The sequence below is a fragment of the Thermoleophilum album genome, from assembly GCF_028867705.1.
Classification (GTDB): domain Bacteria; phylum Actinomycetota; class Thermoleophilia; order Solirubrobacterales; family Thermoleophilaceae; genus Thermoleophilum.
On the sequence record NZ_CP066171.1, the window covers coordinates 1174283 to 1191682 of the forward strand.

17 protein-coding genes are annotated in these 17400 nt (G+C 70.9%); 2 read left to right on the forward strand and 15 right to left on the reverse strand.

Annotation, left to right across the window (positions count from 1 at the left end):
• Positions 1 to 10 precede the first annotated feature (10 nt).
• The 4 genes from JDY09_RS05520 to recO form a co-directional block, all read right to left on the reverse strand.
• Positions 11 to 1132, reverse strand: coding sequence for a sigma-70 family RNA polymerase sigma factor (locus JDY09_RS05520; protein ID WP_342455246.1), 1122 nt, complete (start codon positions 1130 to 1132; stop codon positions 11 to 13).
• Positions 1129 to 3075: a DNA primase gene (locus JDY09_RS05525; RefSeq protein ID WP_274715930.1), complete on the reverse strand. Its 1947-nt coding sequence runs from the start codon at positions 3073 to 3075 to the stop codon at positions 1129 to 1131. The genes JDY09_RS05520 and JDY09_RS05525 overlap by 4 nt, the downstream gene beginning before the upstream one ends.
• Positions 3076 to 3094: 19 nt before the next feature.
• A complete protein-coding gene (locus JDY09_RS05530; RefSeq protein ID WP_428837467.1) occupies positions 3095 to 4144 on the reverse strand; it encodes a deoxyguanosinetriphosphate triphosphohydrolase in 1050 nt (349 codons plus the stop codon).
• A gap of 79 nt (positions 4145 to 4223) precedes the next feature.
• The gene (gene recO, locus JDY09_RS05535) at positions 4224 to 4964 is read right to left on the reverse strand and encodes a DNA repair protein RecO (RefSeq protein WP_274715932.1); all 741 of its coding nucleotides are present in this window, start codon (positions 4962 to 4964) and stop codon (positions 4224 to 4226) included.
• Between the two features lie 20 nt (positions 4965 to 4984).
• Here recO and JDY09_RS05540 point away from each other — a divergent pair, with 20 nt between their 5' ends.
• Complete coding sequence (locus tag JDY09_RS05540) at positions 4985 to 5281, forward strand: glutaredoxin domain-containing protein (protein ID WP_274715933.1); 297 nt, start codon at positions 4985 to 4987, stop codon at positions 5279 to 5281.
• Here JDY09_RS05540 and mutM read toward each other — a convergent pair.
• The 7 genes from mutM to JDY09_RS05575 all read right to left on the reverse strand — a co-directional run bounded on the left by mutM (position 5188) and on the right by JDY09_RS05575 (position 12881).
• Positions 5188 to 6090 (reverse strand): bifunctional DNA-formamidopyrimidine glycosylase/DNA-(apurinic or apyrimidinic site) lyase, encoded by a 903-nt coding sequence (gene mutM / locus JDY09_RS05545; RefSeq protein ID WP_274715934.1) that lies wholly within the window; start codon positions 6088 to 6090, stop codon positions 5188 to 5190. The genes JDY09_RS05540 and mutM overlap by 94 nt on opposite strands.
• Before the next feature lie 9 nt (positions 6091 to 6099).
• Positions 6100 to 7110 carry a tyrosine recombinase gene (locus tag JDY09_RS05550; protein ID WP_274715935.1) on the reverse strand — a complete coding sequence of 337 codons (1011 nt, stop codon included), beginning with the start codon at positions 7108 to 7110 and terminating at the stop codon, positions 6100 to 6102.
• Complete coding sequence (locus tag JDY09_RS05555; protein ID WP_274715936.1) at positions 7085 to 7624, reverse strand: NUDIX hydrolase; 540 nt, start codon at positions 7622 to 7624, stop codon at positions 7085 to 7087. Before JDY09_RS05555 ends, JDY09_RS05550 begins: the two co-directional genes overlap by 26 nt.
• Positions 7625 to 7627: 3 nt before the next feature.
• Positions 7628 to 9343 carry a CTP synthase gene (locus JDY09_RS05560; protein ID WP_274715937.1) on the reverse strand — a complete coding sequence of 572 codons (1716 nt, stop codon included), beginning with the start codon at positions 9341 to 9343 and terminating at the stop codon, positions 7628 to 7630.
• Positions 9344 to 9388: 45 nt separating this feature from the next.
• On the reverse strand, positions 9389 to 11071 hold the full coding sequence (recN, locus tag JDY09_RS05565; protein WP_274715938.1) for a DNA repair protein RecN: 1683 nt from the start codon (positions 11069 to 11071) through the stop codon (positions 9389 to 9391).
• Between the two features lie 89 nt (positions 11072 to 11160).
• Positions 11161 to 12039 carry an NAD(+)/NADH kinase gene (locus tag JDY09_RS05570; RefSeq protein ID WP_274715939.1) on the reverse strand — a complete coding sequence of 293 codons (879 nt, stop codon included), beginning with the start codon at positions 12037 to 12039 and terminating at the stop codon, positions 11161 to 11163.
• Complete coding sequence (locus JDY09_RS05575) at positions 12036 to 12881, reverse strand: TlyA family RNA methyltransferase (protein ID WP_274715940.1); 846 nt, start codon at positions 12879 to 12881, stop codon at positions 12036 to 12038. The genes JDY09_RS05570 and JDY09_RS05575 overlap by 4 nt, the downstream gene beginning before the upstream one ends.
• Positions 12882 to 13036: 155 nt before the next feature.
• On the opposite strand from JDY09_RS05575, the gene JDY09_RS05580 reads away from it, so the two are divergent.
• Entirely contained in the window at positions 13037 to 13396 is a 360-nt protein-coding gene (locus tag JDY09_RS05580; protein WP_274715941.1) for a hypothetical protein, read from the forward strand.
• A gap of 212 nt (positions 13397 to 13608) precedes the next feature.
• On the opposite strand, the gene dxs is transcribed toward JDY09_RS05580, so the two are convergent.
• The 4 genes from dxs to nusB form a co-directional block, all read right to left on the reverse strand.
• Positions 13609 to 15630 carry a 1-deoxy-D-xylulose-5-phosphate synthase gene (gene dxs / locus JDY09_RS05585; protein WP_274715942.1) on the reverse strand — a complete coding sequence of 674 codons (2022 nt, stop codon included), beginning with the start codon at positions 15628 to 15630 and terminating at the stop codon, positions 13609 to 13611.
• Positions 15596 to 16492, reverse strand: coding sequence for a polyprenyl synthetase family protein (locus JDY09_RS05590; RefSeq protein ID WP_274715943.1), 897 nt, complete (start codon positions 16490 to 16492; stop codon positions 15596 to 15598). Before JDY09_RS05590 ends, dxs begins: the two co-directional genes overlap by 35 nt.
• Before the next feature lie 34 nt (positions 16493 to 16526).
• Positions 16527 to 16871 (reverse strand): hypothetical protein, encoded by a 345-nt coding sequence (locus tag JDY09_RS05595; protein WP_274715944.1) that lies wholly within the window; start codon positions 16869 to 16871, stop codon positions 16527 to 16529.
• 130 nt (positions 16872 to 17001) lie between these two features.
• Positions 17002 to 17397 (reverse strand): transcription antitermination factor NusB, encoded by a 396-nt coding sequence (gene nusB / locus JDY09_RS05600; protein WP_274715945.1) that lies wholly within the window; start codon positions 17395 to 17397, stop codon positions 17002 to 17004.
• Positions 17398 to 17400 lie beyond the last annotated feature (3 nt).

Below are 17400 nucleotides of genomic sequence, written 5' to 3' on the forward strand. Positions count from 1 at the left end.
CGACCCCGCGCTAGCGGACCTCCTCCGTCGTGCCCGCCAGTCGGCGCGCCTCCTCGAGGTTCTTGAGCAGTATCAGCGTCTTCGCCTCGATCTGGCGCACGCGCTCGCGCGTGACACCCACGTGCTTGCCGATCTCCTCGAGCGTCATGGGCCCCTCCGGCACGAGCCCGTAGCGCAGCTCCAACACACGCCGCTCCCGCCAGGGAAGCATCGCCAGCACGCGCTGCAGATCCTCGTCTCGGATGCGCCGCGCCACGACCTCGAGCGGCGGATCCGAGTCGTCCTCGATGAAATCGCCGAGCTCGGCAGGGTCGCCGTCGTCGGAGCCGACCGGTGTCTCGAGCGACACCGGCTCCTGCCCGAGCTTGAGCAGCTCCTCGACTTTCTCCGCCGGCATCTCGACCGCTTCCGCCACTTCCTCGGTGGTGGGATCGCGGTTCAGTTTCTGCGCTAGGTCACGCCGCGCCCGCAGCACCTTGTTCAACCGCTCCACCATGTGTACCGGGATCCGGATCGTGCGCGACTGGTCGGCGAGCGCACGCGTTATCGCCTGCCGGATCCACCACGTGGCGTAGGTCGAGAACTTGTAACCGCGTCGCCAGTCGAACTTCTCGACCGCGCGGATCAGACCGACGTTGCCCTCCTGGATCAGGTCAAGGAGCGTGAGCCCGCGCCCCGTGTAGCGCTTCGCGATCGACACGACGAGACGCAGGTTGGCCTCGATCAGGGCGTTCTTGGCCGCCATGTCGTTGCGCTCGACGCGCTTGGCGAGCCGCACCTCGTCCTCCTTGGTCAGGAGCGGCACGCGCCCGATCGCTCGCAGATAGAGGCGAACGGCGTCCTCGGATGCCTCTTCCGTCGCAGGTTCGACAAGACCGGAGGTGACCACGCCGCCCTCTTCGAAGAGGTCCGGCACCCCCTCGGTCGCCTCAAGTCGCTCCTCGTGCGGCTCGCCGATCGCTTCCTCGCTGTCCCACTCGTCGCCGACGTCGGTTCGGGCCAGCTCCTCAGGTAGCTGTTCCTCGGCGGGTCCGCGACCGTTGGCGAGGCGCTCGCGCGCTGGCTGTTGCTGAGCTCGACGGCGCGGTGTTGCGGTCGAACGGGCGGCGCGCTGGTTGCGCTTGACCTTCATCGCGTGCGACTCCCGAGCATGCGGTCGAGCGCGGCGAGCAGTTCCTGACGCTCGCGCACGAGCTGCGCGCGCTCCTCGGGCGCCAGCCGCGCTGGCGCCGACGTGAGCCGCCGTTCGACGGCACGCAGTTGGAGTTGCAAGAGCTGCGTTTCGAGCAGAGCTTCGTCGCTGCGGCCGCGGGCCTGCGCTGCATGGACGACTTCGGTCATCGCTTTGGCGATCGCCGCCCCATCGCGCTCGGCTTTAGCGATCGGATCGTCGAACCCGCTCCGCAGGAGGTCGAACAGGCGGCGCCACAGCGGCGAGGCGAACAGGTCGCGCGACGCCCGCTCGAGGGCAGCGCGCCCGCCATCGCCAGCGGCAAGAGCGGCGACAAGAAACTCGCGCTCGGCTGCGTGAGGATCGGGCGCTGGCGGGGTCGGGCCGAGGTGGGCCCCGCCACGCGTGCTCGCACCCGCGCCTGCTCGATCGGCGCCGGCACCGGCGCTTCGCGCCGCCCTTCCCGCGCGCCCGCTACTGGTACTGCCATCGGCGGTTGGGCGGGGCGCCGCCAGCGCATGCTGCGTTTCGCGTAAGCGCGCCCAAACCCAGGCTGGCGGAAGCTCGAGCTGGTCGCACAATTCGTCGACGAGCCGGCGAGTGCGGTGTCGCCCTGCGTCCGTGCTAGCGATCAAGCGGAGCGCCTCCTCTGCTGCGCGGTCTCGCGCGTCCGGGTCCTCTGCGTCGGCATCGGCAAGGAGGCGCGACACTTGATACTCGAGCAGCGGTTTCGCGCTCGCGACAGCGTTTTGCACGACCTCGGTGGCGCCCTCCGCTACGAGGTCGGCAGGATCCTTGCCAGCGGGAAGGACGGCGATGCGCAGCTCGAGACTCTCGGCACCGGCGATCTCTCCGGCGCGGCTCATCGCCGCTAGCCCGGCCGGGTCGGGATCGAAGGCGAGCACGGCGCGGGGCGCGAGACGGGCAATCTCTGCGAGCTGCTCGCCGGTCAGCGCAGTGCCCATCGCGGCGACCGTCTCCGGCAGCCCGGCCTGGTGGAGAGCGAGCGCGTCAACGTAACCTTCGACGACGATCACGCGCCCCCCACGCGACGCGGCCGCACGCGCCCGGTCGAGTCCGAACAACGCGCGGCGCTTGCGAAAGAGCTCGGTCTCGGGACTGTTCAGATACTTCGGGCCGGCGGGGCTGCGGCTCACGAACGGCCCGGCTGGTTCCCCCGCCCGCTGCGGCGCGCGGTCACCGCTGCCGGCGCCCGTCCCCGCGCTGTCAGCGCCGTCGAGGGTTCGCGCGCCGAAACCGAGGACGCGCCCGCGGCGGTCACAGATCGGGAAGGTGACACGCGCACGGAAGCGGTCGTAGAGACCGCGCTTACCCTGCGAGGCGAGACCGGCTGCGGTGAGCTCGTCGTCGCTGAAACCCTGGCCGCGCGCAGCCGTGACGAGACGATCCCACGCGCCGGGTGCGAAGCCGACACGAAACTCCCGCAACACGCGCTCGTCGAGACGCCGCTCGCCCAGCAGATAGCGCCGCGCTCGCTCCGCCTCGGCCGACTCCCACAGCGCCCGCTGGTAATAGGACGCGGCCCGTTCGAGCAGCTCGAACAGGCGCTGGCGCCGCCGCTCGCCGCGGTCGCTCGCCCCCGCGCCCCGCTCGCGCTCGAGTTCGACACCGAAGCGCGCGGCGAGGTGTTCCACGGCCGCGACGAAGTCGAGCGCTTCGGTCTCCTCGACGAAACGGATCGCGTCGCCGCTCGCGCCGCAACCGAAGCAGTGGTAGAGCTTCTCCTCGGCATTGACCGAGAACGACGGCGTGCGCTCGTCGTGGAAGGGGCAGAGCCCCACCCAGCGGCTCCCGACGCGCTTGAGCTCTGTGCGCTCGCCGACCAGCGCGACCATGTCGATCGCGTCGCGCAACCGGTCGAGCGATGCGCGCGTGAAAGGCATCGACGCCGGGCCGCGCCCGCTAGAACCCCTTGGGCACGGCCAACTCCTCGAACGCGCGGATGGCGAAGCGATCGGTCATACCGGCGAGCCAGTCGATCACCCGGTCGGCCAGGTCGGCACCGGGCGCCAGCGCCGGCGGCGGGTTCTCGACGTAGTAGTCGAACAAGGCTCGCAGCATGCGCTCGATGCGCGGCTGTTCCCGTTGCGCCTCGTCGTCCAGGTAGACGCGCTCGAACATGAAGGCGCGCAAGCGCGCCATCGCCGCGCCGACCTCCTCGCCCTGCACGATGTCGCCGGCCCGTGCCGAATGGTCGATGAGGTCGCGCACGAGCGTCTCGATGCGCTCGGAGCCGGTCTCGCCGAGCAGCGCGATCTCTTCCGCCGGCAGCTCCTCGCGGCGCAGCACGCCCGCGCGCAAAGCGTCGTCGATGTCGTGGTTGATGTAGGCGATGCGGTCGACGAGCCGCACGATCTTGCCCTCCAACGTGCTCGGCTCTTCAGGCCCGGTGTGGTGCAGGATGCCGTCGCGCACCTGGGCTGTGAGGTTGAGCCCCTGCCCGTCGCGCTCGAGAACGTCGACAACGCGCAGCGAGTGCTCGTTGTGGCGGAAGCGGCGGCCGAAGTGCTGGCGGGCGCACTCGTCGAGTACCGCCTCGCCGATGTGGCCGAACGGGGCGTGCCCGAGATCGTGGCCAAGGCAGATCGCCTCGGTGAGATCCTCGTTTAGACCGAGCGCGCGCGCGACGTTGCGGGCGATACCGCACGTCTCGAGCGTGTGCGTGAGGCGCGTGCGGTAGTGGTCGCCCTCGGGAGCGATGAAGACCTGCGTTTTGTGTTTCAGGCGACGGAACGCTTTCGAGTGGACGATGCGGTCGCGATCGCGCTGGAACGGTGTGCGGTGGGTGGAGTCGGGCTCGGGGCGCAAGCGGCGAGCCGGGTACGAACGCTGCGCAAGGGGCGAGAGCAAGAGATCCTCGGCACGTTCGATGCGCTCGCGGAAGCGTTCGCCGCGAATCGAGATCTCGCCGCTAGCCGCTGTTGGAGGGTGCTTCTGCAAGTTCACTGGCACCTGTGCCACTGCCAGATGATCGCAGCTGGTCGGGCCGGCATCCTCGCGCTGCTCGCGCGGTGCGCCCTCCTCTCCGACGCTAGGCGACCCTCCGCAGCTGGACGTGGGCGTGGTGTTCGACCATCGCCCCTAGGGCACGGTCAACACGGGCGAGCACGTCGGGTGGCGCCTCGGGAGCTTCGCGCAACGGGCGGGCCAGCGCTTGCACGGCGAAGGTGTGCTCGGCAACCCCAAAGGCGAGACCGTGACGGGCGCAGCGCTCGCAGACGATTCCACCGTCGCCCGGCGAAAAACCAGCGAGCGGAAATGTTCCCGGGCCGTCGCGCAGCGCGCGCCCGCAGCTTGCGCAGTGCGCAAGCTCGGGTGCGAAACCGGCGGCGAGCATCAGCTTGAGCCGAAAGGCGAGAGCGAAGCTGCGGCTGGCACGCTGCGGCTCGCAGTCGAGCAGCGCCAGCGCGTTCGCGAGCAGGTTGTAGGCGGAGCGGTTCGGGTCTGCGGCATCGAGCAGCCGCGCTGTCGCTTCGGCACTCTCGAGCGCGCAGCGCAGGGCTTCGCGGTGCTCGCGCAAGCGTGCGTGGGCGCACACCGTGTCGACGCTCGAGAGCGTGTAGAGATCGCTGTTGCCCGGGCGCAACACGAGCTGGGCGCGCACCAAAAGCTCGAGCCGACCGGCGCGCCGTGAGCGCGCTCGGCGCACGCCTTTGGCGATCGCCGCGATCCGCCCGAGCTCGCGCGAGTAAAGGTGCAGGACGCGGTCGGCCTCGCCGTAGCGGATCGACCGCACGACGATCGCTTCGCACTGGCAGGGTCGTCGCGCCACGCCCCTACACTGTGGCGGCGATGGCGGACGAAACCAGTAGCGGTGCGACCGCCCGCGGGCAGACCGCGCAGGTCGTCGTGTACACCACCGAGCCGTGCGCGTACTGCGTCCAGGCGAAGCGCCTGCTCGACGCGCGTGGCATTCCCTACACCGAGGTGAACCTCGCCCGCGATCCGTCCGGTCGCGCCGAGCTCGTCGCCCTGACAGGCCGCTATACGTTCCCTCAAGTCGTCGTCGGTGGACGGTCGGTAGGCGGTTTCAGCGAGCTGCTCGCAGCCGACCGCGCCGGGCGTTTGCGCGACCTGCTCGCCGCCTGACAGCGGCCACAAAAGTAGGTTCCGCGACCGGCGATCCGTTCTTTGCGCACGGCCGTTCCGCAGCGCGGGCACGGCAACCCTGCACGGCGGTGCACGAGGAACTCGTTCTGGAAGTTGCCGCGCCTCCCGTCGGGGTGGCGGAAGTCGTCGATCGAGGCACCGCCGTGCTCGATCCCGGCGCGGAGCGCATCGCGAATCCCCGCCACCAGCCGCTCCAGGTCGCGGCGCAGCAGGCGGCCGGCCGGTCGCGCGGGATGGATGCCGGCCCGGAACAGCGCCTCGTCGGCATAGATGTTCCCGATCCCCGCGACCGTGCGCTGGTCGAGCAGTAGGGCCTTTACCGGCGCCCGCCGTCGCGCGAACGCCCGTGCGAGCACCGTCGCGTCGAAGGCATTGGAGAGCGGTTCCGGACCGAGGCGGTCGAGCAGCTGGGCGGCGAGCTCTTCGCCGTCGGCGAAGAGACGCGCGGTGCCGAAGCGCCGGGGATCGCAGAAAGCGACCGCTAGGTCGCGATCGATCGCGAAGCGCGCGCGCTCGTAAGGTGCGCGCGGCGCGGTCGTCAGAAAGAGATTGCCGGTCATGCGCAGGTGCAGGGCGAGCCAGGCGCCGTCGTCGAGCGCCCACAGCATGTACTTGCCGCGCCGCTCGACGGAGGTGACGGTGCGGCCGCGCAGCCGCGCGGCGAGCGTGGCGGTCGGCACCGGGGCGCACAGCCGCGGGTCGGACACCGTGACCGCCGCGAGTGAGCGCCCCTCGAGGTGCGGCCGCAGCTGCCTGCGTAGCGTCTCGACTTCGGGTAGCTCGGGCACCCTGCTAGCTCACCTCGTCTCTTCGTCTTCTTCCGTAGCGGCGCTCCCAGCGCCCCCCGCAGGGAACGTGGCGCGGGGGTGCGCGCGGAAGTAGTCGTCGCGCAGACGATCGGCCGCGAGGTGGGTGTAGACCTGCGTCGTGGTGACGTCGGCGTGGCCGAGAAGCTCCTGGACGGTTCGCAGATCGCACCCGCCCGCGAGCAGGTGCGTGGCGAAAGTGTGGCGGAGCGTGTGGGGACCGAAGCGCCGCTCGAGCCCGGCGGCCCGGGCGTGGCGGCGCACCACGGTCCACACGCCCTGGCGGCCGAGGCGCCGGCCACGGGCGTTCACGAAAAGCGCCTGCTCCCCTGCGCGCTTGGCGACCAGCGGCGGGCGGCCGTCGCGCAGCCACGCGGCGAGAGCGGTCTGCGCTGCGCGCCCGACCGGCACGAGCCGCTCTTTGCCCCCTTTTCCGCGCACGCGAACGAGCGCCTCGTCGAAGTCGACGTCGCCGATGTCGAGCGCCGAGGCCTCGGAGGCGCGCAACCCGGACGCGTACAAGAGCTCGAGGAGCGCACGGTCGCGCAACGCGAGCGGGTCGCGCCCGCGGGGGGCGGCGAGCAGCCGCTCGACCTCGTCGCGACGAAGCGCTGTCGGCAAACGGCGCGGGCGCCGGGGGGCGCGCAGCGCCGCGGTCGGATCGTCGGTGATCAGGTCCTCGGCACGCAGGAAACGGTAGAAGGCACGCAGCGCCGCCGCCTTTCGGCGCAGCGTCGCGGGTTGCGCCCCGAGCTCGGCAAGAAAGTCCTGCAAGTCGCCCGGCCGCGCATCGAACGCGTGGCGACGGCGCCGGGCCAGGAAGGCCCCCCACTGCAGCAGGTCGACGCGGTACGACGCCAACGTGTTGTGTGCGAGACCGCGGTCGAACTCGAGGTGCGCGAGGAAGTCGAGGACCAGCGACTCGTGCCGGGGCCGTTCGCCCGCGGGCGCGTCGCCACCGCCCCGCTCCCTGCGTTCAGCTGCCAGCGAGGAGCTGCTCACGGCGCAGCCACAACAGCCCGACGAGGCTCTTGGCGTCGACGCACTGGGCAATCGCGGCGTCGAGGTCGTCGAGCGGCCAGGGAACGACTTCGATGCGCTCCTCTTCGTCGCTCTCGGCTTCGGCGTCGAAGAGCTCGCTGGCGTAGAAGAGGTGGACCTCCTCGTCGGCGAACCCGGGCGACGTGTAGAAGCTCGCGAGCCGCTTCCAGCGGCGTGCGCCTTTGCCGATCTCCTCCGCGAGCTCGCGCTGGGCGGTGCGCAGCGGGTCGCGGTCGGGCCCATCGAGCTTGCCCGCTGGCAGCTCGAGTAGCGACTGGGCGCCGACCGCTTCGCGCGGCTGCCGGACCAGATAGATCGTGCCGCCGTCGACCGCGAGCACCGCCACCGCGCCGGGATGGGCGACGACTTCGCGCTCGACGACCTCGCCGGTGTCGTCGTGCCGGAAGCGGTCGATGCGGACGGTGGCTATCCGCCCGCGCCAGACGACCTCGGAGGCGACGCGCTCGAATGCCACCGACTATGTCTCCGCCGGTGCCGCGACCGCGGGCGCTGTACCACCTCCGGAGCGCGCGGGCGTCGCCGCCGTACGCGCGCCTGCTCCACGGCGCTGACGAGCGCGTTCGAGCGCGGCGCGGACGAACTCTCTGAACAGCGGGTGCGGGCGCGTCGGGCGCGACTTGAACTCCGGGTGGAACTGCGAAGCGACGAAAAACGGGTGGTCGGGCAGCTCGACGATCTCGACGAGTCGCTCGTCGGGCGAGGTGCCGGAGCACACCAGCCCCGCCCGCTCGAGACGCTTGCGCAGGTGGTTGTTGACCTCGTAGCGGTGGCGGTGGCGTTCGTACACCACGGCCTCCCCGTAGATCGCGCGTGCCCGGGTGGCGGGATGGATCTTCACGGGGTCGGCACCGAGCCGCATCGTCCCGCCGAGATCGCGCACCTCTTTCTGTTCGGGCAGTAGATCGATCACGGGGAACGGCGTTTCGGGATCGAACTCGGTGGAGTTCGCTCCCTCCATACCGGCGACCGTACGCGCGAACTCGCAGACAGCGATCTGCATGCCGAGACAGATGCCGAGGAACGGAACGTCGCTCTCGCGCGCGAAACGCGCGGCCGCGATCTTGCCCTCGATGCCGCGCTGTCCGAACCCGCCCGGAATCAACACGCCGTCGCATTCGGCGAGCGCTTGCTCGACCTCGCCGTCGGCGAGGCGCTCGCTATCGATGAACTCGACGTCGACCTTGGCCGAGTGGTGGGCGCCGGCGTGTCCGAGCGCTTCGGTCACCGACAGGTAGGCGTCGGCGAGCTTGGTGTACTTACCGACAAGGCCGATACGCACCCGTTCAGCAGCGCTGTCGTAGCGGTGAACGAGCGCTTCCCACTCCGACAGGTCGGGGTCCGGTGCGGCGATGCCGAAGTGCTCGAGGATGCGTTCGTCGACTCCTTCGCTCCGGAACTCGAGCGGCACCTTGTAGATCAAGTCAACGTCGGGCGCCGACACGACGAAGCGCACGGGCACGTTCGCGAACAGCGCGATCTTCTCGCGGATGTCGCTGCCGAGCCGCTCCTCGCTGCGGCACATGATCATGTCCGGCTGGATGCCGATCCGTCGCAGCTCCTGAACCGAGTGCTGTGTCGGCTTCGTCTTGAGCTCGCCGGCGTGCCCGAGGAACGGCACGAGCGTGACGTGCACGAACATGCAGCGCTCGCGGCCGAGATCGACGTGGAACTGTCGTAGCGCCTCGAGGAAGGGCAGCGACTCGATGTCGCCGACGGTCCCGCCCACCTCGCAGATCACGAAGTCGGCCGCTTGCGCTTCCGCGACGAGACGGATGCGGTTTTTGATCTCGTCGGTGATGTGCGGGATCACCTGTACGGTGCCGCCCAGATAGTCGCCGCGGCGCTCGCGGCGGATGACCGCGTCGTAGATCGCACCGGCAGTGGCGTTGGAGGCGCGCGTCGTGTTGACGTCGGTGAAGCGCTCGTAGTGGCCGAGGTCGAGGTCCGTTTCGGCGCCGTCCTCGGTCACGAAGACCTCGCCGTGCTGGAACGGGCTCATGGTGCCCGGGTCGACGTTTATGTAGGGGTCGAACTTGAGCAGCGCGACGCTCAGCCCCCGCGCGACGAGCAAGCGCCCGATCGACGCTGCCGCGATTCCCTTGCCGAGCGCCGACACGACACCGCCTGTGACGAAGACGAAGCGCGTTTCGTGCGGGCTGTCGGCTCGGCTCACGTCGCCGAGTCTAGAGCCGGCCCCGGCGGTTCGCCGGGCTGCCAGTTAGGCGGCGCGGCGCAGCGCCTGGGCGTGGTCGCGCGCGCCGCGGTCGCCGGCCTCGGCACCGAGCATCCGGCACAGCTCGCCGACCACCTCTTCGTCCGCGAGCGTCTCGACGTGACTGACCGCACGCCCGGCTGTCACCTGCTTGCTGACGCGGAAGTGCGCGTCGGCGCGTGCGGCGACCTGGGGTAGGTGCGTGACGCAGAGCACCTGCGCCTGCGTGGCGACGCGCGCCAGGCGCTCGCCGACCGCGTGGGCTGTGTGACCGCCGACGCCAGCGTCGATCTCGTCGAAGACGACCGTCGGTATCGAACCGACGCCGGCGACCGCCGCCAACGCCAATGTCACGCGCGCCAGCTCGCCTCCGGAAGCGGCGTCACGCAGTGCCGCGGGCGGCATGCCGGGGTTGGCGGCGAGCGCGAACTCGACCTCGTCGCTTCCGGTGGGACCAGGTTCGCGCGCGGCGCCGACCCCGACGACGAAGCGCGCCTCGGGCAGAGCGAGTGCGTGGAGCTCGCTCTCGACCGCCGCCGCGAGCTCGGCGGCACAGGCGGCACGCCGCGCCGACAGCTGCGCGCAGAGCTCTTCGAAGCGACGCTCGCGATCGGCGAGTGCACGTTCGGCCGCCCCTAGGGACTCGTCTAGGGATTCGAGCTCCTCGAGGCGCCGACGGCAGTGCTCGGCGTGCGCTAGCGCGGCCTCTACCGAGCCACCGTGTTTGCGCAGCACGCGTTCGTAATCGGCGAGGCGGCTCTCAATCTGCTCGAGGCGAGCAGGATCGCTCTCGATCGCCGACGCATAGCGACGCAGCTCGCCCGCCAGGTCCTGCGCTTCGATCGCGAGCGCCGTGAAGCGCTCTAGCAAAGCGTCGAGCTCGGGGTCGCTGCCACGCACGGCGGCCGCGAGGTGCTCGGCGGCGCCAGCGAGCTCGCGCAACCCGACGTTGTCAGCGTCTTCACTGGCGAGCGCACTTGCGCACGCCACGGCCGCCGCTTGCAGCTCGCCGGCGCGGCGCAGGCGCTCGCGCTCGGTGCGCAGCTGACGCTCCTCTTCCGCGCTCGGCGCCAACTGTTCGATCTCGTCGAGCTCGAAGCGCAACAGGTCGATCTCGCGCGCGCGTGTGGCGGCGCTTGCGGCGAGCTCGGCGAGACGCTCGCGCGCGGCACGCAGCTCCGCGTACAGCTCGCTCGCCCGCCGGCGCAGCGCCAGATGGTCACGGCCCGCGTAGCGGTCGAGCAGATCAAGCTGTGCTCGCGGCGCGGCCAAACGGCGGTGCTCGTGCTGGGCGACGAAGGCGATCAGCCGCTCGCCCACCGCGCGCAGCTCGGACACCGGCACCAGCCGACCATTCAGGTACGCGCGCGTGCGACCGTCATCGCCGACGCGGCGGGCGAGGATCAGCTCGCCCTGGTCGGCGAGCGCAGCACGGGCGCGCTCGAGCACTTCGTCGCCGTCCGCGAGCACCTCGTCGGGCACCGCGAAAGCGGCCTCCACCCATGCTTCCCGGGCACCGCTGCGGACGCAGTCGCGCCGCGGGCGCACGCCCAACACCAGTTCGAGCCCGTGCAGGAGGATCGACTTGCCGGCGCCGCTCTCGCCCGTCACGACGTTCAGCCCGGGAGCGAGCTCGAGTTCGGCGCGCTCGACGAGCATCAGGTTCTCGATCCGCAGGAGCGTGATCACGTCCCCCTCTCGTAGCAGCCCGGCCGGACGAATCCGCCCCCTTGCGGACGCGAAAAACCCGCGGCAGGAATCGCCGCCGAGGATCAGGCTCAGCTCGCCAGCAGCCCGAACTTGCCACGCAGGCGGGCATAGAACGACGCCCCGGGGAGCTGCGCAAGCAGCGCTTGGGCGCGCTCGTAGCGCAGCGGCAGCCGCTCGTTCGGCTCGAGGGTGCGGACGGTGCGCCCGTCGAGAACGACGTCGACCGCTTCCTCGCCCGAGCGGTTGACGATCTCGAGCTCGTCTTGCGGAGCGACGACCAGAGCGCGCGCAGTGAGGGTATGCGGCGCGATGAACGACACCACGAAACCCTCGACGCCCCAGGCGAGAACGGGTCCGCCGTTGGCGAGGTTGTACCCCGTGGAGCCCGCCGGCGTCGCGACGACGAGCCCGTCGCAACGCACTTCGCCGAGCTCCTCGCCGGCGACGAAATAGGCGAGCTCGGCGACGCGGCCGCCCGGCTTGCGATGCACCGCGACGTCGTTGACAGCGAGCAGATTGCCCGGCCCGGCGAGGCGCAGAGCGGGGAGCGCGAGGACATCGAAGCGGCCGGCGAGCAGGCGGTCCAGACCCTCGTCGAGGTCGTCGCCTTCGATCGTGGCTAGAAAGCCGATCGCGCCAAAGTTGATCGCAAACACAGGCACGCCGCGACCTGCGAACGTGCGGAGCGCGTGCAGGATCGTCCCGTCGCCGCCCAGTGCCACGGCGACGTCGCAATCGGCGTCCGGCGCAGCTTCTCTGACCCCGTCGCAACCCGGCTCGAGGCCGTGTTTGCGTAGCTCCTCGGCCGGCAGCTGTACCACTACGCCGCGCTCGTGCGCAGCCGCGATGAGGCGCCGCAAAGCGGCCGAGGTGCGCTCGGGGTTGCGGCGCGTGAACACGGTCAGCGTCCGTGGGCGGCTGGGCGCGGCGCCACCAGCGGGGCTCACCGTCGTCGCACCTCCACGAGGAGCGCCTCCCAGAGGTCCTCGGCCGCCGCTGCCGCACGCTCGCTGGCGCCGTCGTCGAGGGCCGCGTGACGCCCTCCCTCGGCAAGGTGCACGAAGGTTTCGCGGTTCCCCGACGGTCCGGGCAGACCGCTCGGATAGAAGCCGAGCACAGCGAGCCCGAGCTCGTCGCGGGCGAAGCGCGCGACAGCGGCGAGCGCGCGCAAACGCGCCGCACGCTCGCGCACGACGCCGCCCGGCGCCTCGCCCGGCCCGAGCTCGAACTGCGGTTTCACGAGCGCGAAGCAGTCGAATCGGTCGGCTGTGCACGCGATGACCGCAGGCAGGACCTTGCGCAGCGAGATGAACGACACGTCGACAGCCACGAGGTCCGGGCGGTAGGGAAGCAGTCCCGGCGCAAGCTCACGCGCGTTCGTGCGCTCGAGCAGGGTGACGCGCGGGTCACGGCGCAGCCGCTGGTCGAGCAGACCGCGGCCGACGTCGACCGCGACGACGTGCGCGGCGCCGCGCTGCAGAAGACAGTCGGTGAAGCCGCCGGTAGCCGACCCCACGTCGAGCGCGCGGCGCCCAGCCACCTCGGTAGCGCTGGCGGCGAGCGCGTGCTCGAGCTTCTCTCCCCCGCGAGAAACGAAGCGACGGCGGGCGACGACGTCGACGGGCGTGTCGACCGCTACCTGCTGACCGGGTTTCTCGGCGCGCGCACGTTCGCGGCCCACAAGCACCTCGCCGGCCATCACGGCTGCCGCAGCGCGCGATCGCGAGGGAAAAAGTCCGCGTTCGCACAGCAGCACGTCGAGCCTCACCTTTCGCTTGGTGCGCGGCACGGCGCCAGCCTATCCGTGCCTCGAGCGGAGCTCGCGCCGAGTCTGAGCCGGCCAAAGCCGAGCCGGCGCCACCCCGCACCGGTGTGGCACCCGCTCACCAAGTGTGAGCAAGTTCACACATCGCCTCTCGTGTCTCACCTACCTTCCCGGTAGCGATGACGAGCGCAGCGAGCAACAGCCTAGGTTTCCGCGCCGCAGCGTTGTTCGTGAGCGGTACCGCGCTTGTGGTACTGCCGCTCGTGCTCGGTCTTGGCGCCGCCGCTGCGGTGACCGGCGCCGTGGCGGGCGCGATCGCTGTCGCGCTCGGCGGCAGCGGCGCCGAAGCGGGCCGCGGTGGCCTCTCGCTGCGGGCTCAGGCTGCCTACGACCGCGGTCTTGCGCTCGGGCTCGCGGCCGCTGCGCTCGCCTTCGCTACGAGCGGCGCGCTCGGTCCGGCCGCGCTGTTTGCGGTGGCCGCGATCGTCGCCGCGATCGTCCACTGGCGCACTCGCTACAGCGCTGCGCCGAGCGGCTGACGGTAATCGCCGCCCGAAAAAGAAAAGCTTCCTCCAACCGCTCGAAAAACCGCATCACTCCTCCCTCAGGCCACGGCCCCGCTAACGCGGGGTCGTCGCCGTTTTCGAGCCCGTTTTTTTCCCGGTCGACGCAGCCCCTCCACGGCAGGCAACCGCAGCCGCGTGGAGACTCGGCGTCCGGATATCCGACCCTGGACGTAACGAGCGCGACTTCAGGCAAGCGCTTCGCTGTGAGCGAGCACGAGCTGCGCGACGCGAGCCGCCACGTGCTCGCCGGTGAGGCCCACCTCCTCGCGCAGCAAGCGCGGTGCCCCGTGGGTCACGAAGCGGTCGGGAAGCCCGAAGCGCACAACCCGCACGTCGCCCAGCGCGCCGCGGTCCGACAGAAGCTCGAGCACCGCCGCGCCGAAGCCGCCGGCTAGCTGGTTCTCCTCAACCGTGACGATCACCTCGTGCTCGGCGGCGAGCCGCAGGAAGAGCTCCTCGTCGAGAGGTTTGGCGAAGCGCGCGTCCACCAGCTCGGCTTCGAGCCCGTGCACCTCGCTGAGCAGCTCGCGGGCCGCACGCGCCACCTCCACCCCGTAGCCGTAGCCGACAAGCGCCACGCGCTCGCCGGGTGCGAGCACCTCGCCACGTCCGATCTCGATCGGCTGCGGATCGTCGGGGAGCGGTACGCCGAGCGCCTCGCCACGCGGGTAGCGCAGCGCGACCGGGCCGTCGTCGTAGGTGAGCGCGGTCCGCAGCATGCGGACGAGCATCGCCTCGTCGCGCGGTGCCATCAGCACGATGTGCGGCAAACAACGCAGGTAGGAGATATCGAAAGCGCCGTGGTGGGTCGGCCCGTCGTCGCCCACGAGGCCGGCGCGGTCCATCGCGAAGACGACGTTCAGCCGCTGCAGGCAGACGTCGTGGACGATCTGGTCGTAGGCGCGCTGGAGGAACGTCGAGTAGATCGCCGCCACCGGTTTCGCACCGGCGAGAGCGAGGCCAGCAGCGAACAGCACGGCGTGCTGCTCGGCGATCCCGACGTCGTAGTAGCGGTCGGGAAGCTCGCGCTGGAGGATGTTCAGTCCCGTCCCCGAGTTCATCGCCGCGGTGATGCCGACCACGCGTGGGTCGCGTCGGCACTCGGCGAGGAGCGCGCGCCCGAACACTTCGGTGTAGGTGGGTTTCGCCGAGGGCGGCGGCGGCTTCTTCGGCGCCGGCGCGCGGTTGAGGATCGACCCCGCCTTGGCGGCGTGCCACTTCTCCATCCCTTCGAGGCCGCCCTCTTCGGCCGGCGCGAAGCCCTTGCCCTTGACGGTCTTGCAGTGCACGACGACCGGCCTCTCGGCTGCGAGCGCCTCGCGCACGGCCTCGCGTACCGCGGCGACGTCGTGCCCGTCGATGACGCCGACGTAAGCGAGGTTGAGCTCCTCAAAGAAGAGGCCGGGCGCCCAGTAGGCCTTGAGCGACTCCTTGAGGATCGGGCCGAGCCGCTCGATCCGCTCGCCGATCCCGAGCGGCAGGCGCGTCAGCGCTTCCTCGATGTCTTCGCGCGCGTGGTGGAGCTTGGGGTTAAGCCGCAGACGGTTGAAAAGCCGCGCTAGCGCGCCGACGTTGGGCGCGATCGACATCCCGTTGTCGTTGAGCAGGATGACGATCGGGAGCTCCATTCCACCGGCGTTGTGGAGCGCCTCGAAGGCCACCCCGCCGGTCAACGCACCGTCGCCGACGACGGCCACGACGTGGCCGTTCGGACAGTGGCCCTTTCGCATCGCCTCTTTCAGGCCGACGGCGTACGAGATGGCGGTCGAGGCGTGGCCGGCGCCCATTATGTCGTGCTCGGATTCGAAGATCGAGCAGAAGGGCGCTAGCCCGCCGTACTGGCGGATCGTGTGGAAGCGGTCGCGCCGCCCGGTCAGGATCTTGTGCGGGTACGCCTGGTGACCGACGTCCCAGAGGATCTTGTCGCGCGGCGAGTCGAGGAGGCTATGCAGCGCGACAGCGATCTCGCAGGTGCCGAGGTTGGCGCCGAAGTGCCCGCCGATCTCGCCGATCGTGTCGATGATCAGCTCGCGGATCTCCTGGGCCACCTGCTGCAGCTCGGATTCCGACAGCCGCTTGAGATCGGCCGGCCCGCTGATCGCGTCGAGTAGACGGGTGCTGCGCGCACCCGCCCCGTCGCTTTGCCGACGCTTGTCACCGCTCGCGCTCACGTCACCGTTGCCGCGCAAGAACGTAGTCCGCCACACGGGCAAGGTCGCTCGTGTCGCCGTCCGCTTGCGCGAGATGCGCACGCGCCCGCGTGTGCGCCTCGCGAGCCAGCTCGCGCGCGCGGTCCAACCCGAACACGCTCACGTATGTGACCTTGTGCAAGCGCTCGTCGGACCCGCGCCGTTTTCCCAGCTCCTGTTCGTTCCCGCTCACGTCGAGAATGTCGTCCACGATCTGAAAGAGCAGCCCGAGCTCGGCAGCGAAGGCGCGATACGGGATTGTGGCAGGTCCGTCGCTTCCTGCCAGGGTGAGTACGGACCCCACCGACGCAGCGATCAGGGCGCCGGTCTTGAGCCGGTGGATGCGCTGCAAGCGCTCGGCGTCGACTTCGTGTGCGCCGGCCGAGACGTCGAGAAACTGTCCCCCTACCATCCCCCGCACGCCGGTGGCGGCGATCAGTTCACGCACCGCGGCTAGCACACGCTCGGCCGGTCCCTGTTGGTGGCTCACAACGTGAGCGACAGCCTCAGCGAACAGCCCGTCGCCGGCGAGGATCGCGACGTCCTCGCCGAAGGCGACGTGGCAAGTCGGCCGCCCGCGCCGCAGGTCGTCGTCGTCCATCGCCGGCAGATCGTCGTGGATCAGCGAGTAGGTGTGGATCATCTCGATCGCCGCCGCCAGCGGCAGCACCCACTCGGGGTCGCGGCCGAGTGCCCGCGCCGTGGCGAGGGCGAGAACAGGGCGCACCCGCTTGCCGGGCGCAAGCAGCGAGTAGCGCATCGCCTCGACCAGCCGCTCGGTGCCGGCGACCGCGTCGAGCGGTAGCGCTGCGAGGTAGCTCTCGACGCGTCGCTGCAGGGCGACCGGGTAGACGCTCTCGACTTCTTCGGCGACGGGCACGAAGCGAGAGTAGTGGAGCCGCAGTGGCGAACGCCTAGAGGAGGCTCTCCTGCCCGCGCGGCCCCCCACGAGCCAGGGCCTCGACGCTCGCTGCGAGCCGGTCGGCGAGCTCGCGCGCTGTCGCGGCGCGCTCGCGAGCGAGCGCCAGCGTGGCGGGATCGAACTCGGGGTCGACGCTCGCGGAGGCTGAACCGCCAGGCGCAGCGTCGCGCCCGGACGAGCCGTCGCTGTCGGGCGCAGCGTTGTCTCGCGTCTCGGCCTTGCCCCCGTGCGCGGCATCGCCGCCCCGCGGGACCTCGCCGCAGTCCCGCGCGAGCGCTGCAGCGAGGGCGTCTACCGCCGCGAGCGTCCGCTCGAACACGTCGCCGTCAGCCACCATCGCCCTCAAGGTAGCGGCGACGGCGGCGCAGCGCCGAGCCGCGTTGCCGCGGGCGCGCCGCACACGTCGTTGCGGCCCACCGGCGGCGCAGCGCGCATCTGCGGCGTCCGCCGACGCGTCGCGGCACGACTCACTGCGACCCGCCAGGCACCAGGCCGCGCGCACGGGCGATGCCGGCCAGCACGCCGTTCACGAAAGCGGGCGCCTCGGCCGAGCAGTACCGGGTCGCCTGCTCGACGGCCTCGTCGATCGCCACCTCCAGTGGCACATCGTCGCGGTAGAGGAGCTCGTATACGGCGACCCGAAGGATGTTGCGTTCGAGCGGCGCGATCCGCTCGAGCGTCCAACCTTCGGCGTGCTCGCCGATCAGCGCGTCGATCTCCCGGCGGTGGCGGATCACGCCGTAGATCAGCTCGCGCGTGAAGGTGGGGGCGCGCGCGTCGACGAGCTCGTCGAGCGGCCGGCCGGTGACATCGTGCTGGTACAGCGCAACGACCGCCGCGCGCCGCTGGTCGCTGCGCCGCATCGA